Source organism: Ottowia sp. SB7-C50 (assembly GCF_033110285.1).
Taxonomy (GTDB): Bacteria; Pseudomonadota; Gammaproteobacteria; order Burkholderiales; family Burkholderiaceae_C; genus Ottowia.
Genome location: NZ_CP136995.1, coordinates 1,408,068 through 1,424,771, shown reverse-complemented (window position 1 = coordinate 1,424,771; position 16,704 = coordinate 1,408,068). Strand labels below are relative to the sequence as shown.

General features: G+C 65.6%; 12 protein-coding genes and 1 pseudogene. 10 read left to right on the top strand and 3 right to left on the bottom strand.

Features of this window, described 5'->3' with window-relative positions; translation table 11 throughout:
• The first annotated feature begins 83 nt into the window (after positions 1 to 83).
• The 10 genes and pseudogenes from R0D99_RS06800 (at position 84) to R0D99_RS06755 (ending at position 12,912) form a co-directional block, all read left to right on the top strand.
• A complete protein-coding gene (locus R0D99_RS06800) occupies positions 84 to 287 on the top strand; it encodes a hypothetical protein (RefSeq protein WP_317750621.1) in 204 nt (67 codons plus the stop codon).
• A 616-nt stretch (positions 288 to 903) separates the two neighbouring features.
• Entirely contained in the window at positions 904 to 2,478 is a 1,575-nt protein-coding gene (locus tag R0D99_RS06795; RefSeq protein ID WP_317751029.1) for a cytochrome D1 domain-containing protein, read from the top strand.
• A gap of 320 nt (positions 2,479 to 2,798) precedes the next feature.
• Positions 2,799 to 3,095, top strand: a complete 297-nt coding sequence (locus tag R0D99_RS06790) for a c-type cytochrome (protein WP_317750620.1) — start codon at positions 2,799 to 2,801, stop codon at positions 3,093 to 3,095.
• Between the two features lie 5 nt (positions 3,096 to 3,100).
• Positions 3,101 to 4,294 (top strand): cytochrome D1 domain-containing protein, encoded by a 1,194-nt coding sequence (locus R0D99_RS06785; RefSeq protein ID WP_416365991.1) that lies wholly within the window; start codon positions 3,101 to 3,103, stop codon positions 4,292 to 4,294.
• Positions 4,295 to 4,521: 227 nt separating this feature from the next.
• Positions 4,522 to 5,454 (top strand): Lrp/AsnC family transcriptional regulator, encoded by a 933-nt coding sequence (locus R0D99_RS06780; protein ID WP_317750618.1) that lies wholly within the window; start codon positions 4,522 to 4,524, stop codon positions 5,452 to 5,454.
• Positions 5,444 to 5,845 (top strand): annotated as a pseudogene (locus R0D99_RS06775) (Lrp/AsnC family transcriptional regulator); the annotation flags it as partial. The gene R0D99_RS06780 and the pseudogene R0D99_RS06775, both read left to right, overlap by 11 nt.
• Positions 5,846 to 6,106: 261 nt before the next feature.
• On the top strand, positions 6,107 to 6,595 hold the full coding sequence (locus R0D99_RS06770) for an Lrp/AsnC family transcriptional regulator (protein WP_317751028.1): 489 nt from the start codon (positions 6,107 to 6,109) through the stop codon (positions 6,593 to 6,595).
• Between the two features lie 292 nt (positions 6,596 to 6,887).
• Positions 6,888 to 8,123 carry a heme d1 biosynthesis radical SAM protein NirJ gene (gene nirJ, locus R0D99_RS06765; protein WP_317750617.1) on the top strand — a complete coding sequence of 412 codons (1,236 nt, stop codon included), beginning with the start codon at positions 6,888 to 6,890 and terminating at the stop codon, positions 8,121 to 8,123.
• Between the two features lie 42 nt (positions 8,124 to 8,165).
• Positions 8,166 to 9,773 carry a cytochrome D1 domain-containing protein gene (locus tag R0D99_RS06760; protein ID WP_317750616.1) on the top strand — a complete coding sequence of 536 codons (1,608 nt, stop codon included), beginning with the start codon at positions 8,166 to 8,168 and terminating at the stop codon, positions 9,771 to 9,773.
• Positions 9,774 to 9,813: 40 nt separating this feature from the next.
• Positions 9,814 to 12,912 carry a type ISP restriction/modification enzyme gene (locus R0D99_RS06755; RefSeq protein WP_317750615.1) on the top strand — a complete coding sequence of 1,033 codons (3,099 nt, stop codon included), beginning with the start codon at positions 9,814 to 9,816 and terminating at the stop codon, positions 12,910 to 12,912.
• 9 nt (positions 12,913 to 12,921) lie between these two features.
• Here the strand turns inward: R0D99_RS06755 and R0D99_RS06750 are convergent, their stop codons facing one another.
• From R0D99_RS06750 to R0D99_RS06740, 3 genes are all read right to left on the bottom strand, one after another.
• Positions 12,922 to 13,620: a Crp/Fnr family transcriptional regulator gene (locus R0D99_RS06750; RefSeq protein WP_317750614.1), complete on the bottom strand. Its 699-nt coding sequence runs from the start codon at positions 13,618 to 13,620 to the stop codon at positions 12,922 to 12,924.
• A 58-nt stretch (positions 13,621 to 13,678) separates the two neighbouring features.
• Complete coding sequence (locus R0D99_RS06745; protein WP_317750613.1) at positions 13,679 to 15,676, bottom strand: VWA domain-containing protein; 1,998 nt, start codon at positions 15,674 to 15,676, stop codon at positions 13,679 to 13,681.
• 153 nt (positions 15,677 to 15,829) lie between these two features.
• Positions 15,830 to 16,639, bottom strand: a complete 810-nt coding sequence (locus R0D99_RS06740; protein WP_317750612.1) for a CbbQ/NirQ/NorQ/GpvN family protein — start codon at positions 16,637 to 16,639, stop codon at positions 15,830 to 15,832.
• Positions 16,640 to 16,704: the final 65 nt, after the last annotated feature.

Below are 16,704 nucleotides of genomic sequence, written 5' to 3'. Positions count from 1 at the left end.
CCGACAGACAGGCGACCGCACGCGGGCGAAGATCAAGCCGTCACCACCCTGAAAGCCGACCCACTCACCGAAGCGAGGCGTCCATGAACCCGACCAGCCCGAGCATCCACCTTCGCCACCTCAGCGCAGCCGCTGCCGTCGCGGCGGCTGTCGTGCTGGCGTTTTCGGCCGTGGTTGGCCACCCGCACGTCAAACCGGTGTCGGCCGACGAAGTGCAGGGGGCGCTGGATGCGCTGGTGCCGGTGACGGCCCTCAGCGCCAGCCCGGCGGCGGCGCTGCGCCAGTAAGCACGCCCGCTTCTGGTCGCCTTTTAGGCATCCGATCACGCTGCAGCGCTTGCTGCATCAGCGTATAACGCTATATCGTTGATAGCGTCTGGCTGGCTGAGAAGCCAGCCGTTTCGACTTTCTAAACCGCCGGGCGGCTCTCGGGCCCCGCTGCGGCCGTTGCCGCTGGGCTTCAGCCGACCGCACGTGCCGCAGGCATTCGACAGCCGCCATTTCAGTGCCCCTGCGCTGATGCCGCATGGATCTCTCGCTATCTAAACCGCAGCAACAGACGCAGGCGCGGCCGCCGCCCTTGGACTGAATTGAACCAAGTCAAGGACGCCCCCAAGGCCTGAGGCGGATGATTCCCAGTGCCCGGGAGATCTCAAGCGGCCATCGACGGGCAAACCCATTTCAGGCCGCTCCGGTGACACGGAAAATCACGATGAAAACGCCAAAGAGGAAGTCCACACTCTCCCCGCTGACCGCGGTGCTGTCCACGGCCTTGCTGCTGGGCACGAGCCTCGCGTTTGCGCAAGCCGGCGGCGAGCCCGCCAAACCGGGCGCCCCGACCACCACGCTGAACTCCGCCGAGGCCAAGTACCAGGGTGCTGCCTCGCCCCTGGCCAACGAGCCCATGCACCAGACGAGCAACCCCAAGGCCCCGCCCATGACGCAGGCCGAGTTCGACAAGGCGCGCCAGATCTACTTTGAGCGCTGCGCAGGTTGCCACGGCGTGCTGCGCAAGGGCGCCACCGGCAAGCCGCTGACGCCCGACGTGACCGTGCCCAAGGGCACCGACTACCTCAAAGTGTTCATCGGCTACGGCTCGCCCGCCGGCATGCCCAACTGGTTGACCTCGGGCGACTTCGACGAAAAAACCGTCGACCTGATGGCCCGCTACATCCAGCACGACGCGCCGACCCCGCCGGAATTCAGCCTGGCCGACATGGAAAAGACGCGCAAGGAATACGTGCCCGTCGCCCAGCGGCCGACCAAAAAGATGAACAACTACAACATCAACAACATCTTCTCCGTCACCCTGCGTGACGCGGGCGAGGTGGCGTTGATCGACGGCGACACCAAGCAGATCATCAACATCGTCAAGACCGGCTACGCGGTGCACATCTCGCGCCTGTCGGCGTCCGGGCGCTATCTTTATGTGATCGGCCGCGACGCGCGCCTGAACCTGATCGACCTGTGGATGGAAAAGCCCGACAACGTGGCCGAGATCAAGATCGGCCTGGAAGCGCGCTCGGTCGAGACATCCAAGTTCAAGGGCTGGGAAGACAAGATCGCCATTGCCGGCACCTACTGGCCGCCGCAATTCGTGCTGATGGACGGCGACACGCTGAAGCCGCGTGAAGTGGTCTCGACCCGCGGCATGACGGTGGACAACGAATACCACCCCGAGCCGCGCGTGGCCGCCATCGTGGCCAGCCACCAGAAGCCCGAGTTCCTCGTTAACGCCAAGGAAACCGGCAAGATCTGGATGGTGGACTACACCGACCTGGACAACCTGAAGACGGTGCAGATCAACGCCGCCAAGTTCCTGCACGATGGCGGCTTTGACGCCACGCGCCGCTACTTTTTGACGGCCGCCAACGCGTCCAACAAGATCGCCGTGGTCGACACCAAGACCAGCAAGCTGGCTGCGCTGGTGGACGTGGGCAAGATCCCGCACCCCGGCCGTGGCGCCAACTTCAAGCATCCGAAGTTCGGCCCGGTGTGGGCTACGTCGGGCCTGGGCGACGAGAGTATTGCCATCATCGGCACCGACCCGCAGAAGAACAAGGCCAACGCCTGGAAGGTGGTGCAAAGCCTGAAGGGCCAGGGCGGCGGTTCGCTGTTCATCAAGACGCACCCGAAATCGACCAACCTGTGGGTCGACACGGCGCTGAACCCCGATCCGAAGATCAGCCAGAGCGTGGCCGTGTACGACATCCGCGACCTGAGCAAGGCGCCGCAGATCATCGACATCGCCGGTTGCGCAAAAATAGGCGACGACGGTGCCAAGCGCGTGGTGCAGCCCGAGTACAACCAGAAGGGCGACGAGGTGTGGTTCTCGGTGTGGAGCGCCAAGAACAAGCAGTCGGCCATCGTGGTGGTGGACGACAAGACGCGCACCTGCAAGGCCGTGTTGAACGACCCGAAGCTCATCACGCCCACGGGCAAGTTCAACGTGTACAACACGCAGCACGACGTCTATTAATCCCCCCTGTGGCGCCTTTGGCGCCTTCCCCCGCAGGGGGACGCACGCAGTGGCCGGGGGGACCCCGGCCATGCGCGCCCCAAGCGGCCTGCTCCGCGGCCTTTGGTTTGTTGATGGGGCTTGCTGCGCAGCCCCGGCTTTTCTCCCTCTCCCTCTGGGAGAGAGCTTGCCCCCGCGAAGGCGGGGGGTTGGGGTGAGGGCCAGCGGCGACCAGAATGCCGCCGCCCTCACCTCAGCCCCTGGCTCAACCGATGTTTCGTTCTGCTTTGTTTTTGATAGCTGCTGGCGCTTTATGGGCCAGCGCAGGACACGCAAAAGACTTGAAATCTGACGCGGTGACCATCGACGGTGCACGCCAGACGCAACTGATCCGCATGGTGCGGCAAGACTGCGGCTCGTGCCACGGCATCCAGCTGACCGGCGGGCTGGGGCCGGCGCTGACGCGCGAGCGCATGGTTGAAATTCCGCTGGACAGCCTGATCGCCGTTATCTACCAAGGCCGCCCCGGCACCGCGATGCCTGGCTGGAAAAGCATGCTCTCCGAGGCCGACGCCCACTGGATTGCCCACCAACTGCAGGCCGGCTTTCCGCTTGAAGCGGGCAAGGCAAAACCATGACGATCATTTCTCGCCGCGCCGCTGTGGCGGCCCTGCTTTCTGCCGCCGCCCTGCTCGGCGCCTGCGCCAGTCCGCCGAAGCTGCTCGTCGAACCGAGCCGCGGCAACGGCGACCTGGGTCTGGTGATCGAGCGCGAAAGCGGCAGCATCGGCGTGCTCGACACCACGGCGCGCACACGGCTCGGCACCATCGAGGGCCTGGGCGACCTGTCGCACGCCTCGGTCGTGTTCTCGCGCGATGGCGCGCTGGCCTATGTGTTCGGGCGCGATGGCGCACTCACCAAGGTCAACCTGCGCACCGGCCAAGTTGAAGGCCGCGTGATGCAGGCCGGCAACTCGATTGGCGGCGCCATCTCGACCGACGGCACGCTGGTGGTGGCGCAAAACTACCAGCCGGGCGGCGTGAAGGTGTTCGACGCCCGCACGCTCAAACAGTTGGCCGACATCCCCGCCGTGGTCGATGGCAAGCCGTCGCGCGTGGTCGGCCTGGCCGACATTCCGCGCAACCGCTTCATCTTCTCGCTGTTCGACGCCGGCCAGATCTGGATTGCCGACCTGGCCGACCCGACCAACCCCGCTTTAACCAAGTACGCGGGCATCGGCAAACAGCCTTACGACGCGCTGATTTCTCCCGACGGCCGCACCTACATCGCCGGCCTGTTCGGCGAAGACGGCCTGGCGAAGATCGACCTGTGGGCGCGCGAACCGAAGGTCGAGCGCATCCTGCCCGGCTACGGCAAAGGCCAGCAGCCGCTGCCGGTGTTCAAGATGCCGCACCTGCGCGGCTGGTCCATCGCGGGCAAGCACGCCTACCTGCCCGCCATCGGACGGCACGAGGTGCTCGTGGTCGACACCGACACCTGGCAGGAAGTCGGCCGCATCCCCGTCGCCGGCCAGCCGGTGTTCGTGATGGCGCGGCCCGATGGGCGCCAGGTGTGGGTCAACTTTGCCGTGCCCGATTACGACACAGTGCAGGTCATCGACACACAAACGCGCCAGATCGTGCACAGCCTGAAGCCTGGGAAAGCCGTGCTGCACATGGAATTCACCCCGCGCGGCGATGCGGTGTGGATCAGCACGCGCGACGATCACAAGGTGTCGGTCATCGACACGCAATCGTTCCAGACACTCGCGACGCTGCCGGCCAAGTCGCCGAGCGGCATCTTCTTCACCTCGCGCGCGGCGCGCACGGGGTTTTAGGGCCGTGCGTCACGCCAACGCGGTCCTTCCTGCTCTCCCGCATGCGGGAGAGGGTGGGGGGTGAGGGCTGTGTTCCTCCCTCCCCCCCTGGGGGAGGGTTGGCGTGGGCGCAGCACGCGCCCCCTGCCAACCGCGCTAGCCCCGATCCCCACCTTCCCCCAAATGGAGAAGGAGAAAAAGCACCGCTACGCGCCCGGCTGCTCAACCACTGGCAACGCGGCTTCCCGTTGTCCAGCACGCCGTTTGCCGACGTCGCACAAGCCGAAGGCGCTACAGAAACCGAAGTCCTCAACACCTTCCGCGATCTGTTGCACACAGGCGCCGCCAGCCGCCTGGGCGGCGTGTGGGCACCCGGCGCGGGCGGTGCCGCCCTGCTGTGCGCCATGGCGGTCCCACCCGAGCGACTGAACGACGTGGCCGCCATGGTCTCGGCGCACCCTGGCGTCAACCACAACTACGAGCGCGAGCACACCCTGAACCTGTGGTTCGTGATGACTGGCAGCGACCGTGCGCTGGTGGATGCTGCGCTGGCAGCTATCGAATCTGAAGCAAACCTGCCCGTGCTGCGCCTGGCCATGCAACGCGCCTACCGCATCGACCTGGGCTTTGACCTGCACCGCCCCGCGCGCGCCAACCCGCATCTGCAGGCGCGCGCGCCGCGCGTGGAGGCGGCCGATGTGCCGCTGGCCGCGCTGGTCGAATCCGGACTGCCGCTCGTACCCACGCCTTATGCCGTCTGGGCCGACGCGCTGGCCAGCACCGAAGATGCCGTGCGCGCGCAACTTCAATCCTGGCTCGACGCCGGCACGCTGCGCCGGTTTGGCCTTGTCGTGCGCCACCACGAGGCGGGCTTCGCCTCCAACGCCATGACGGTGTTCGACGTACCCGACCCGCAGGTTGATGCCTATGGCGAACAACTGGCGGGACAAGCCGGTGTCACCCTGTGCTACCGCCGCACGCGCGCCGAGGGCTGGCCCTACAACCTGTACTGCATGGTGCATGGCCGCAGTCGCGACGAGACGCTGGGTTTGCTGAGCGCGGCGATCCAGGGCGCGGGGCTTTCCGACATGCCAGGCCAGGTGCTGTTCAGCCGCCGCCGCTTCAAGCAGACCGGCGCCCGCTATTTCCGCGCCGCCCCGGAGCCCGCCCATGCGCCCTGATGCCGCCGCCGATGTGCTGCGCCTGCCCGCCGGCATCGATATGGACGACGCGCGCCTGATCGACCGGCTGCAACGCAGCGTGCCGCTGACCGAACGGCCGTTTGCCGATATCGCGGCGGAATCGGAGTTGACTGAATCACAGGTCATCGACCGGCTGGGCCGCCTGCTCGAAACCGGCGTGCTGACGCGCTTTGGCCCGCTGTTTCACATTGAGCGAGCGGGCGGCCAATTCATCCTGGCCGCGCTGGCGGTACCCGAAGTTCGCTATGACAAAGTGAGCGCGCTGGTCAACGCGCTTCCCGAAGTGGCCCACAACTACCGGCGCGACCACGCGCTCAACATGTGGTTCGTCGTCGCCGCCGAAACACCCGATGCCGCCTGGGCTGCGTGCGACCAGATCGAAGCAGCGACGGGCTTGCCCGTGCACGCGTTTCCGAAGGAGCGCGAGTATTTCGTGGGCCTGTATCTGCCGCTGATTCCCGACTCGCGACAGGACTTGCTCCCGCGTGCGGGAGAAAGCGGGGGTGAGGGTCTTCCTCCCTCCTCCACTGCGGGAGGGCCGGGGTGGGGGCAAGCCACGCTGCTCGCCAACCGGGTCAGCCCCCATCCCTACCTTCCCCCAGCGGGGGAAGGAACCGAACGCAGGCCGAGGCTGCCGCTCACAGACTTCGACCGCCAGCTCATCGCCGCCACGCAAGCCGGCCTGCCACTGGTGCCGCGTCCCTACGACAGCGTCGCCGCCCTGCTGGGCGTGACGGGCGCGCAGGTGCGCGGACGCCTGGCCGAACTGCTGGCCGCTGGCGTGGTGCGCCGCGTCGCTGCCGTGCCCAACCACTACCGGCTGGGCTACGTCGCCAACGGCATGAGCGTGTGGGACGTCGATGACGCACAGGTCGACCGGCTGGGCGAATTGCTGGGAAGCCAGCCCGCCGTGAGCCACTGCTACCGCCGTCCGCGCAAGGCCGGCGTGTGGCGCTACAACCTGTTCGCCATGCTGCACGGCCACACGCGCGACGAGGTGCTGGCGCAGGCCGACCACGTCGCCGCCCTGCTCGGCCCGGCGTGCCGCGCGCACGACGTGCTGTTTTCCAGCGCGATCCTGAAGAAGACGGGGCTGAGGTTGCGGCCACCGACTGAGTGAGATTTTGCAAACTGCCGAATACCGGACGCAGAGGACGCAAAGGATTCGCAGAGGGCGCAAAAAATTCAAAAAATGTGGGCTGTCACCCTTCGCTCAATGGGCTTCAGCAACCTGCATAACCCTTTGCACAAGGCCAGTGGATTCTGGTTTTTTCCGCGTCCTCTGCGAAATTTCTGCGTCCTCTGCGTCCGGATGTTCGATTCACCGCGCCGCCAGAATTGACTCACATCATGGCCGCCACCCCGCGCCGGCCTAAGATGACTGACAGCCCATCGCTGCACAAGGACGTCCGATGTTCCGCATCTCCCAATTCATGCACGAACTGGCGCGCGCCGAGGCCACGGGCGTGTATCCGGCACCCGCGCGCCGCGGCGGGCCGCCCGGCCCGGTGGTGATCTGGAACCTGATCCGCCGCTGCAACCTCACCTGCAAGCACTGCTACGCCTTCAGCGCCGACCACGACTACCCCGGTGAGCTGTCGCTGGAGCAGGTGTTCACGGTGATGAACGACCTGAAGGCGTTCAAGGTGCCGGCGTTGATCCTCTCCGGCGGCGAGCCGCTGCTGCGCCCCGATATCTTCGAGATCGCCGAGCGCGCCAAGGCGATGAAGTTGTACGTTGGCCTGTCGACCAACGGCACGCTCATCGACGAGCCGCTGGCCCGGCGCATTCATGACCACGGCTTCGATTACGTCGGCATCAGCCTCGACGGCATCGGCGCCACGCACGACAAGTTCCGCCGGCTCGACGGCGCGTTTGACAAGTCGCTGGCCGCCGTGCGCCACCTGCAGAAGCTGGGCACCAAGGTCGGCCTGCGCTTCACCATGACCGAACTGAACGCGCACGACCTGCCGAACCTGCTGCAGCTGATGCGTGACGAGGATGTGAGCAAGTTCTACTTCAGCCACCTCAACTACGCCGGCCGCGGCAACATCCACCGCGGCAAGGACGCGCGGCACCTGGCCACGCGCCAGGCGCTCGACCTGCTCTACCAGACCGCCTGGGACGACGCCCGCACCGGGGGCACGCACGAATACGTGACCGGCAACAACGATGCCGATGGCGTGTACCTGTTGCAATGGGTGCAGCACCACCTGCCACGCTGGACGGAAGACGTGTGCGCGCGCCTGGTGGCCTGGGGCGGCAACTCATCCGGCGTCAACGTCGCCAACATCGACAACGTGGGCGACGTGCACCCCGACACCATGTGGTGGCACTACGGCCTGGGCAACGTCAAGGCGCGGCCGTTTTCCGAGATCTGGCAGGACACGTCCGACCCGCTGATGGCCGGCCTGAAGGCCAAGCCGCGCCCCGTGGGCGGGCGCTGCGGCCAGTGCGCGCACTTCGCCATCTGCGGCGGCAACACGCGTGTGCGCGCGCAGCAGGTGACGGGCGACGCCTGGGCCGAAGACCCGGGCTGCTACCTGACGGACGAGGAGATCGGCGTCGAACCCGGCGCCCATCGAGTGGAGACCACCGCGTTTGCATCACGCCGCCGCGTGATCGAGCTGGTGCCGACAGAATCTTGACTTACTTGGCCCCCAGCGCCCGTCCCATTAACGCGAGCAGCTATGTTTTTTGAAGTGATACGCCGTGGCGCGCTCGCCGCCTGCCTGCTCGCCGCCACCGGCGCCGCCACCGCACAAACGCCTGCGCCGGCGCCAACCCCGGCCTCCACAGCCGCCCCTCAGGCGCTTTACCAGCAACACTGTGCCGCCTGCCACGGCGCCCAGCGCCTGGGCGGCATGGGCCCGGCGCTGCTGCCCGAAAGCCTGGCACGGCTGCGCAAGCCCGAGGCCCTGAAGGTGATTCAGGAAGGACGCGCGGCCACGCAAATGCTGCCGTTCAAGGCGACGTTGAAGCCCGACGAAATCGCCGCGCTCACCGACTGGATCTACACGCCCGTCACGCCCGCGCCGGCATGGACCGACGCCGACATCGCCGCCAGCCGCGTGGAGACCGCGGGCTGGAAGGACTGGCCCGCCCAACCGCAGTGGAAGGCCGACCCCATGAACCTGTTCGTGGTGGTCGAGGGTGGCGATCACCATGTCTCGCTGGTCGATGGCGACAGGTTCGAGCCCATCCACCGCTTCGCCAGCCGCTTTGCGCTGCACGGCGGCCCCAAGTTCACGCCCGATGGGCGCTACGTGTTCTTCGGCTCGCGCGACGGCTGGATCACCAAGGTCGACTTGTGGAACCTGAAGACCGTGGCCGAGGTGCGCGCCGGCATCAACATGCGCAACATCGCCGTGTCGGGCGACGGCCAGTGGGTGATGGCCGCCAACTACCTGCCGCACACCGTGGTGCTGTTCGATGCCGACCTGAAGCCGGTCAAGACCTATGCCGCCACCACGCTCGACGGCAAGCAAAGCTCGCGCGTGTCGGCCGTGTACGACGCGGAGCCGCGCAAGAGCTTTGTCGTCGCACTGAAGGACATCCCCGAGCTGTGGGAGATCAGCTACGACCCGAAGGCCGCGCCCATCTACGACGGCCTGGTGCACGACTACAAGATGGGCGAGGCCATCGCCAAACCAGGCTTTCAGGGCGTGCGCCGCACGCCGCTCGACGAGCCGCTGGACGATTTTTTCTTTGATCAAAGCTACGCGCACGCCCTGGGCGCCGCGCGCCCGCACGCCGACGGCACACCCAGCGGCCAGGTCGTCAACCTGGACGTGCGCCGCAAGATCGCCACGCTGCCGATTGCCGGCATGCCGCACCTGGGCTCGGGCATCACGTTCGACTGGCAGGGCACGCGCGTGCTGGCCAGCCCCAACCTGCAGGACGGCACCATCAGCGTCATCGACATGAAGACCTGGAAACTGGTGAAGAACATCGCCACGCCCGGCCCCGGCTTCTTCATGCGCAGCCACGAGGCCACGCCCTACGCCTGGACCGATTCGATGATGAACCCGAAGGCCAAGCACATCATGACCATCATCGACAAACGCACGCTGGCGCCGGTGGCCGAGATCAAGGGGCCGCCCGGCCAGACGCTGGCGCACATCGAATTCACGCGCGACGGCAAATACGCCCTGGCCAGCCTGTGGGAAGACGATGGCGCCCTGATCGTCTACGACGCGGCGACGTTCAAGGAAATCAAGCGGCTACCGATGCGCAAGCCGGTGGGCAAGTACAACCTGCACAACAAGATTTCGAAGTCGGAGGGGACTTCGCACTGACGACGCGGCCACGTCACCACCGCCGATACACTGGCTCGCCATGAGCCAGCTCTTCATCAACGATTACCTGCGCCAGCTCGACCTCATCAAGAAGGTCAGCGGCAGCCAGCGCGAAACCATCATCCGTGAGGCGTTCAAGGACTTGCTCAAGACCTGGGGCAAGCAGCAAGGCCTCACGTTTCTCGCCGAATACCCGCTCAAGACGGCCACCAAGACCAATATCAGTGTCGACGGCGCGTTGCTGCACGAGCTGCGCATGCCGCTCGGGTATTGGGAAGCCAAGGACGCTGCCGACGATCTGGACCAGGAGATCGCCAAGAAACAGCACAAGGGCTACCCGCAGGACAACATCATCTTCAGCGACGACCACACCGTCGTGCTCTGGCAGCACCGGCAGGAGGTGATGCGCTGCACCGTCGAGGACACCACCGCGCTGGAAAAGCTGCTCAAGTTGTTCTTCAGCTACGAGCGCCCCGAGATCGCGGGTTTTCGCGCCGCTGTCGAGCAATTCAAGGCCGACCTGCCCGCCGTGCTGCAGGCGCTGCGCGAAATGATCGACACGCAGGAACGCACCAATCCCGCCTTCCGCGCGGCGAGCGCCAAATTCCTCGCGCATGCGCAGGAGGCCATCAACCCTTCGCTGGGCGAAGCTGATGTGCGCGAGATGCTGATCCAGCACATCCTCACCGAGGAAATCTTCGCCAACGTCTTCAACGACAGCGACTTTCACCAGCACAACAACGTCGCGCGCGAGCTGTACGCGCTTGAAGCGGCTTTCTTCACTGGCGCGCTCAAGAAGAACACCCTCAAAGGGCTGGAGTCGTACTACGCCGCGATCCGCGCCACCGCCGCGCAGATTGCCGACCACCACGAGAAGCAGACGTTTCTGAAGGTCATCTACGAGAACTTCTACAAGGTCTACAACGTCAAGGCGGCCGACCGGCTGGGCGTGGTCTACACGCCCAACGAAATCGTGCGCTTCATGATCGACGGCGCCGACTGGCTGTGCGAGCAGCACTTCGGCCGCAACCTGATCGACCGCGACGTGGACATTCTCGACCCCGCCACCGGCACCGGCACCTTCATCTGCGAGTTGCTGGAGCACTTTCGCGGCCAGCCCAAGAAGCTGGAGCACAAGTACACCACCGAACTGCACGCCAACGAGGTGGCCATCCTGCCCTATTACGTGGCCAACCTGAACATCGAGGCCACATATGCGGCCATCACCGGCGGCTACAAGGAGTTCGAGAACCTGTGCTTTGTCGACACGCTCGACAACGTGGGCCTGCACACCGCCGCGCGCGGCACTACGGCCGAGCTGTTCGGCAGCGTGAGCGAAGAAAACGTCAAGCGCATCCGGCGCCAGAACAGCCGCCGCATCAGCGTCGTCATCGGCAACCCGCCGTACAACGCCAACCAGGCGAATGAAAACGACAACAACAAGAACCGCGAATACCCCGCCATCGACAAGCGGATCAAGGCCACCTACATCGCCGAAAGCACCGCGCAGAAGACCAAGCTGTACGACATGTACGCGCGCTTCTTCCGCTGGGCCAGCGACCGCCTGGCCGACAACGGCATCATCGCCTTCGTCAGCAACAGTTCATTCATCGACAGCCGCACCTTTGACGGTTTTCGCAAAGTGCTCGCGCAGGAGTTCAACGAAATCTGGATTGTTGACCTCAAGGGAAACGCACGCACCAGCGGCGAACGTCGGCGGCAGGAAGGCGGCAACATCTTTCACGACCAGATTCGTGTGGGCGTCGCGATCTGGTTCTGCGTCAGGAGGCACGGCACACACGGCTGCAAGATCATGTACGAGGCCGCGCGCGATTACGCGAAAGCCGAAGAAAAGCTGTCTTTCATCAGCACGCGGCCCTTGCGCAGTCGGCAGTTTGACGTGGTTCGCCCTGACGCCAAGAGCAACTGGATCAATCAGGCCAACAACGATTTCGAGACGCTGATTCCGTTGGCTAGCAAGGAGACGAAGGCGGCGAAGACGGCGGCGAAAGAGCGTGCAGTTTTCAAGTTGTTCTCCAATGGCGTCAATACAGCCCGAGATGAGTGGGCCTACGACTACACGGTGCTTTCGCTAAGGAAGAAAACCGAATTTCTGATCGAAACCTATAACGAAGAGCGCGCTCGTGTTCAAAAGGCCGGAAACATTGATCCCAAAACGCTACGCAAGTCGATCAAATGGAGCGCTGGCTTACTCGGCAATCTGGCGCGGACGAGCGCGGCTAGTTACGCGAAGACTCGAGTCGTTAAGTCCATGTATCGGCCGTACTGCAGCCTCGCTTATTACGCCGACCCTATCTTCTCTGATCGACTCACCGGGAACCACGCCGACATGTTCGGCAACGATTACTCGCAGCGTGTATCGACTATTGCACTCACCGCACCCGGCGCATCAAAGGCCTTCTCTGCCTTAGCGGTTGATCAACTTGCCGATTGGCACTTTCTGGGTGATACGCAACAGTATTCGATCACACGCAACGCCGCAGGAAACTCGATCGACAACATCACCGACTGGGCTCTCAAGCAATTTGCTGCCCACTACGCCAGCGAAATCGGCAAGGGCAAAGGCGCGCGCAAGATCGACAAGGAAGCCATCTTCCACTACTGCTACGCCGTGCTGCACGACCCGGTGTACCGCGAAAAGTACGCGCTCAACCTGAAGCGCGAGTTTCCGCGCATTCCGTTCTACGCCGGCTTCTGGCAATGGGCCGGTTGGGGTGCCGAGTTGATGCGACTGCACATCGACTACGAGCAGGTGGAGCCTTTCGCGTTGCAGCGCCACGACGAGCCCGATGCCAAGGCGCGCGCAGCCGGCCTGCCACCCAAGGCCCTGCTGCGCAGCGACCACGCGGCGGGCAGCATCACGCTCGACACCGAAACCATGCTGCGCGGCGTGCCGCCCGAAGTCTGGGCCTACAAGCTGGGCAACCGCTGCGCGATCGACTGGGTGCTGGACCAGTACAAGGAAAAAAAGCCGCGCGACCCCACAATCCGCGAGAAGTTCGACACCTACCGCTTTGCCGACTACAAGGAAAAGGTGGCCGACCTGCTGGCGCGGGTGACCACGGTGAGCGTGGAAACGCAGCGCATCGTTGCCGCCATGCAGCGCGCCACACGCTGAGCAGCGTCCTTATCTCGGCTGGTAATTCGCCAGCCGCGCCGTATCGGTGATGTGGATGTCGCGCTTGTCGACGTGAATCAGCCCCGCTGTCTCCAGCTCGTTCAACACGCGCGAGAAGTATTCGGGCGTGAGCGACAGGCGCGAGGCGATGGATGCCTTGCTGACGGGCAGCGACACGGTGATGGCTTCGGAGGCGGCTTCGCTCTCGTTCATGCGGTCGCCCAGCAGGTAACCGATGACGCGCTGCACGCCGCTGTGCAGGGCATAGCCTTCCACGTCCTTGATGAGGCCGTGCAGGCGGCGCGACAGGCCGGCCAGCATGCGCAGCGAGAAGTCGGGGTTCTGGCGGATTTCGGAGACCACCATCTCCTTGTCGACCGTGAGGATCAGCGAGTCCGTCAACGTCTGGGCCGACACGACATACGGCGCGCCCATGAACATCACCGCTTCGGCAAAGGAGTGGCCGGGGCCGCAGAGTTCGATGACCTTTTCGACGCCTGCGGGCGAGATGGCGAACAGCTTGACCTGGCCCAGCACCGTCACGTGGAACTCGTTGCACGGCTCGCCCGCGCGAAAGATGAGCTTGCCGCGCTCCATGCGGCGCAGGTGGCAGCCGGTGGCCAGGTGCTTGAGTTCGTCCTCGCGCATGCTGGAAAACAGCGGCAGCGTGGAGAGATAGCGCGGGTAGTTGAACTTGTCGAGATCCACGGACGTGCTCGATGGCGCGGACCGCAAGGCACGCACCAGAATTGTGCAACGCTTGAGTTTATCTGACCGAAGCAGTCAAACGCAGATACACCTGTGTCAAGCCACCCGCCAGCTGTTCAGGCCGATGGACCAGCGCAAAGCCCTGGCTGCCGAACAAACGCGGCAGATAGCTGTGGGCTTCCTGGTCAATGGTGACGCAAAACGGCACCAGCCCGGCCGCGCGGGCGGCCTGCACGGCGTGGCGCGTGTCCTCCAGGCCGTGGCGGCCTTCGTAGTGGTCCAGGTCATTGGGCTTGCCGTCGGACAGGATCAGCATCAGGCGCTGGCGCTCGGGCCGCTCGCCCAGGCGCAGCGTGCCATAGCGGATGGCCGCACCCATGCGGGTGTAGAAGCCCGGCTTGATGGCCGCCACGCGCTGGCGGGCGGCGTCGTTCCATGGTTCGCCAAAGCGCTTCAACTCATGCATGCGCACCGCACGGCGCACGGACGAAAAACCGAGCATCTCGAACGGGTCGCCCACCGCATCCAGCGCGTTGCCAAACACGAACAGACTGTCGCGCACCAGGTCGATCACGCGCGCCGTTTGCGTGGCGTAGGCGTCGGTCGACAGCGACAGGTCGGCCAGCATCAACGTGGACAGGCTGCGTTCAGACCGCACGCGGCGCGAAAAGATGGGCGGCGATTCGCCGTGCGGGTGGCGCGTGTCGCGCCGGTCCACCTGGTGGCGCACCCAGGCATCCAGATCCAGTTCGTCGCCCTGCGTCAGGGCGTGTTGCCAGCGCGGCGCGGCGCGCAGCACCTCGAAGCGCCGGCGCACCTGGCGCGAGGTGGTGCGAAGGCGTCGCGCCAGCGCCGCTGCGTCGTCGGGCGCTCCGGATTCCGCCGCATCGTGCGCCGCCGGCTGATGGCGCAGGCGCTGTGCGCGGCAGCGGTCAGGCACCAGGCGCTGCTGCTGATAGTCCCATTCGGGCAGCGGCTCGCCCTCGCCCACCGGCATGTCGTCGGCGCTGGCGCTGGGCAGGTCCAGGTCAAACTTGATGCGCGCGGCCAGCGTCTCGCCCGGCTTGCGCTGCGCAATGGCCAATTGCTCCATGTCGTCGGCGACTTCGCTGTAGTCCTGGTTGTCCTCGTCGTCGCTGGTGCGGTTGACGCGCACGAACTCGCTCCAGCTCAGGATCGATTCGGCGCGGAAGAACATCACCAGGCCGTCCTTGTTGCTGGTGTCTTCGGTGCGCTGGGCGCGCCGGCGCTTTGGGTCGTTCTTGACGGGTTTTTTGGGTTCTGACGTGGCGCTGGCGCTTTCTGCGTCTGCCTGAGGCGCTATGGATTTTGAATCATCCGGCGTGACTTGCAGCGCCTGCAGCCAGAGCCAGACGGGGGCGATGGCGATCCACTCCTTCCCTCGCTGGGGCAAGGTTGCGGTGGTGACCGCGACGGCGGCAGGTGGCGTGGGCTGCCCCCACCCCTGACCTCCCCCAGAGGGCGAAGGAGACAGACAGGAACCATCGCGCGAAAAACAAAGACTTGCACGCAGCGCCGCTTGCACCGCCTGCTCCATTGCGCGCGCCAGGCCGCGCAGGCGCTCTGGCGCAGGGCGCTGCGCCAGATGCGCGTCGACCAGGCGCCGATAGCGCGACCGCAGCCCCGGAAAGCGCTCCAGCGCGCGCCGCGTGGCCTGGACGTTGTCGGCCAGCCAACCTGCCAGCGTGGCCTGGTGGCAGGCGCCCTGCGCCGCCAGCCACAGGTACAGGTCGCGGTTCAGCTGCCGGTCGTCGAACACCGCCAGCGTGGGGGGCAGCGCCAGTGCCTGGTCGTCCAGCGTGGATACCGCCGCGCGTTCGCCCTGCCCCGCCAGCTTCTGCAGCCAGCCGCGCGGGCCGCCGATCTTCTGCGCGGTGGCCGGCACCACGCGGACCAGCGGGTCGCCACCGCCGGCGCGAAACAGCATCTGCACCGGCCGTTGAACTTGTTCCAACTGGACGGCGGCGCGCGGAAAGCTTGCGTCGGCGGCGCGCCAGATGAATCGGTGCCAGCGTTCGCCGACCCATTCCTCCATCACACCCCCCTGAGGCGCTGACGCGCCTTCCCCCTCTGCTGCGCGAGGGGGGACAACGCCAGTGCCCGGTGCAAGCCCGGGCATGGCGTTCGCAGGCGTGGCCTGCTCCGCGGCCTTTTGATCGGACAAAGCTGCAGCGAGGCGGCATGCGGGTCAGTCGCTCGCGAATGCCGCCAGCACCACTTCGTGCAGCGCATCGGCGGTATCGGCGTCGTCGGTCAAGGCGTCGACGATGGCGGCGCGGCAGGCGGGTACTTCGGGCAGGCCGCTGTCCACCAGGCGCGCGGCCATCACCAGCAGGCGGGTACTGACGGTTTCTTCCAGGTCCTGGTCGGTCAGTCGGCGCAGGGCCGACGCGAGCTTGACCAGGCGCGTCGCCAGTTGCTCGCTTGCTCCTGATTCCGCAGCAATGATGCGGCGCTCCACCTGCGGCTCGGGGTAGTCGAACACCAATGCGACAAAGCGCTGGCGGGTGCTGGGCTTGAGGTTCTTCAGCAGGTTCTGGTAGCCGGGGTTGTACGACACGACCAGCATGAATTCGGGCGACGCCTGCAGCACCTCGCCCGTGCGTTCGATGGGCAACTGGCGCCGGTCGTCCGCCAGCGGGTGCAGCACCACGGTGGTGTCCTTGCGCGCCTCGACCACTTCGTCGAGGTAGCAGATGGCGCCCGTGCGCACCGCGCGCGCCAGCGGGCCGTCGTTCCACACCGTGTTGCCGTCGCCAATGAGGTAACGGCCCACCAGGTCGGCCGCCGTCAAATCGTCGTGGCAACTGACGGTGATGAGCGGGCGGCTCAGGCGCGCGGCCATGTGCTCGACAAAGCGCGTCTTGCCGCAGCCCGTGGGGCCCTTCAGCAGCGCGGGCAGCTTTTGCCGGTAGGCGTGCTCGAATAGGGAGCACTCGTTGCGCTGCTCGGCATAGAAGGGAATGGCAGCGAGGGCAGGAGGATCAGTGAGATTCATGGAACGGGAAGCGCCACCCCAAGAGCCGGACGCAGAGGACGCAAAGATGACGCAGAGGACGCAGA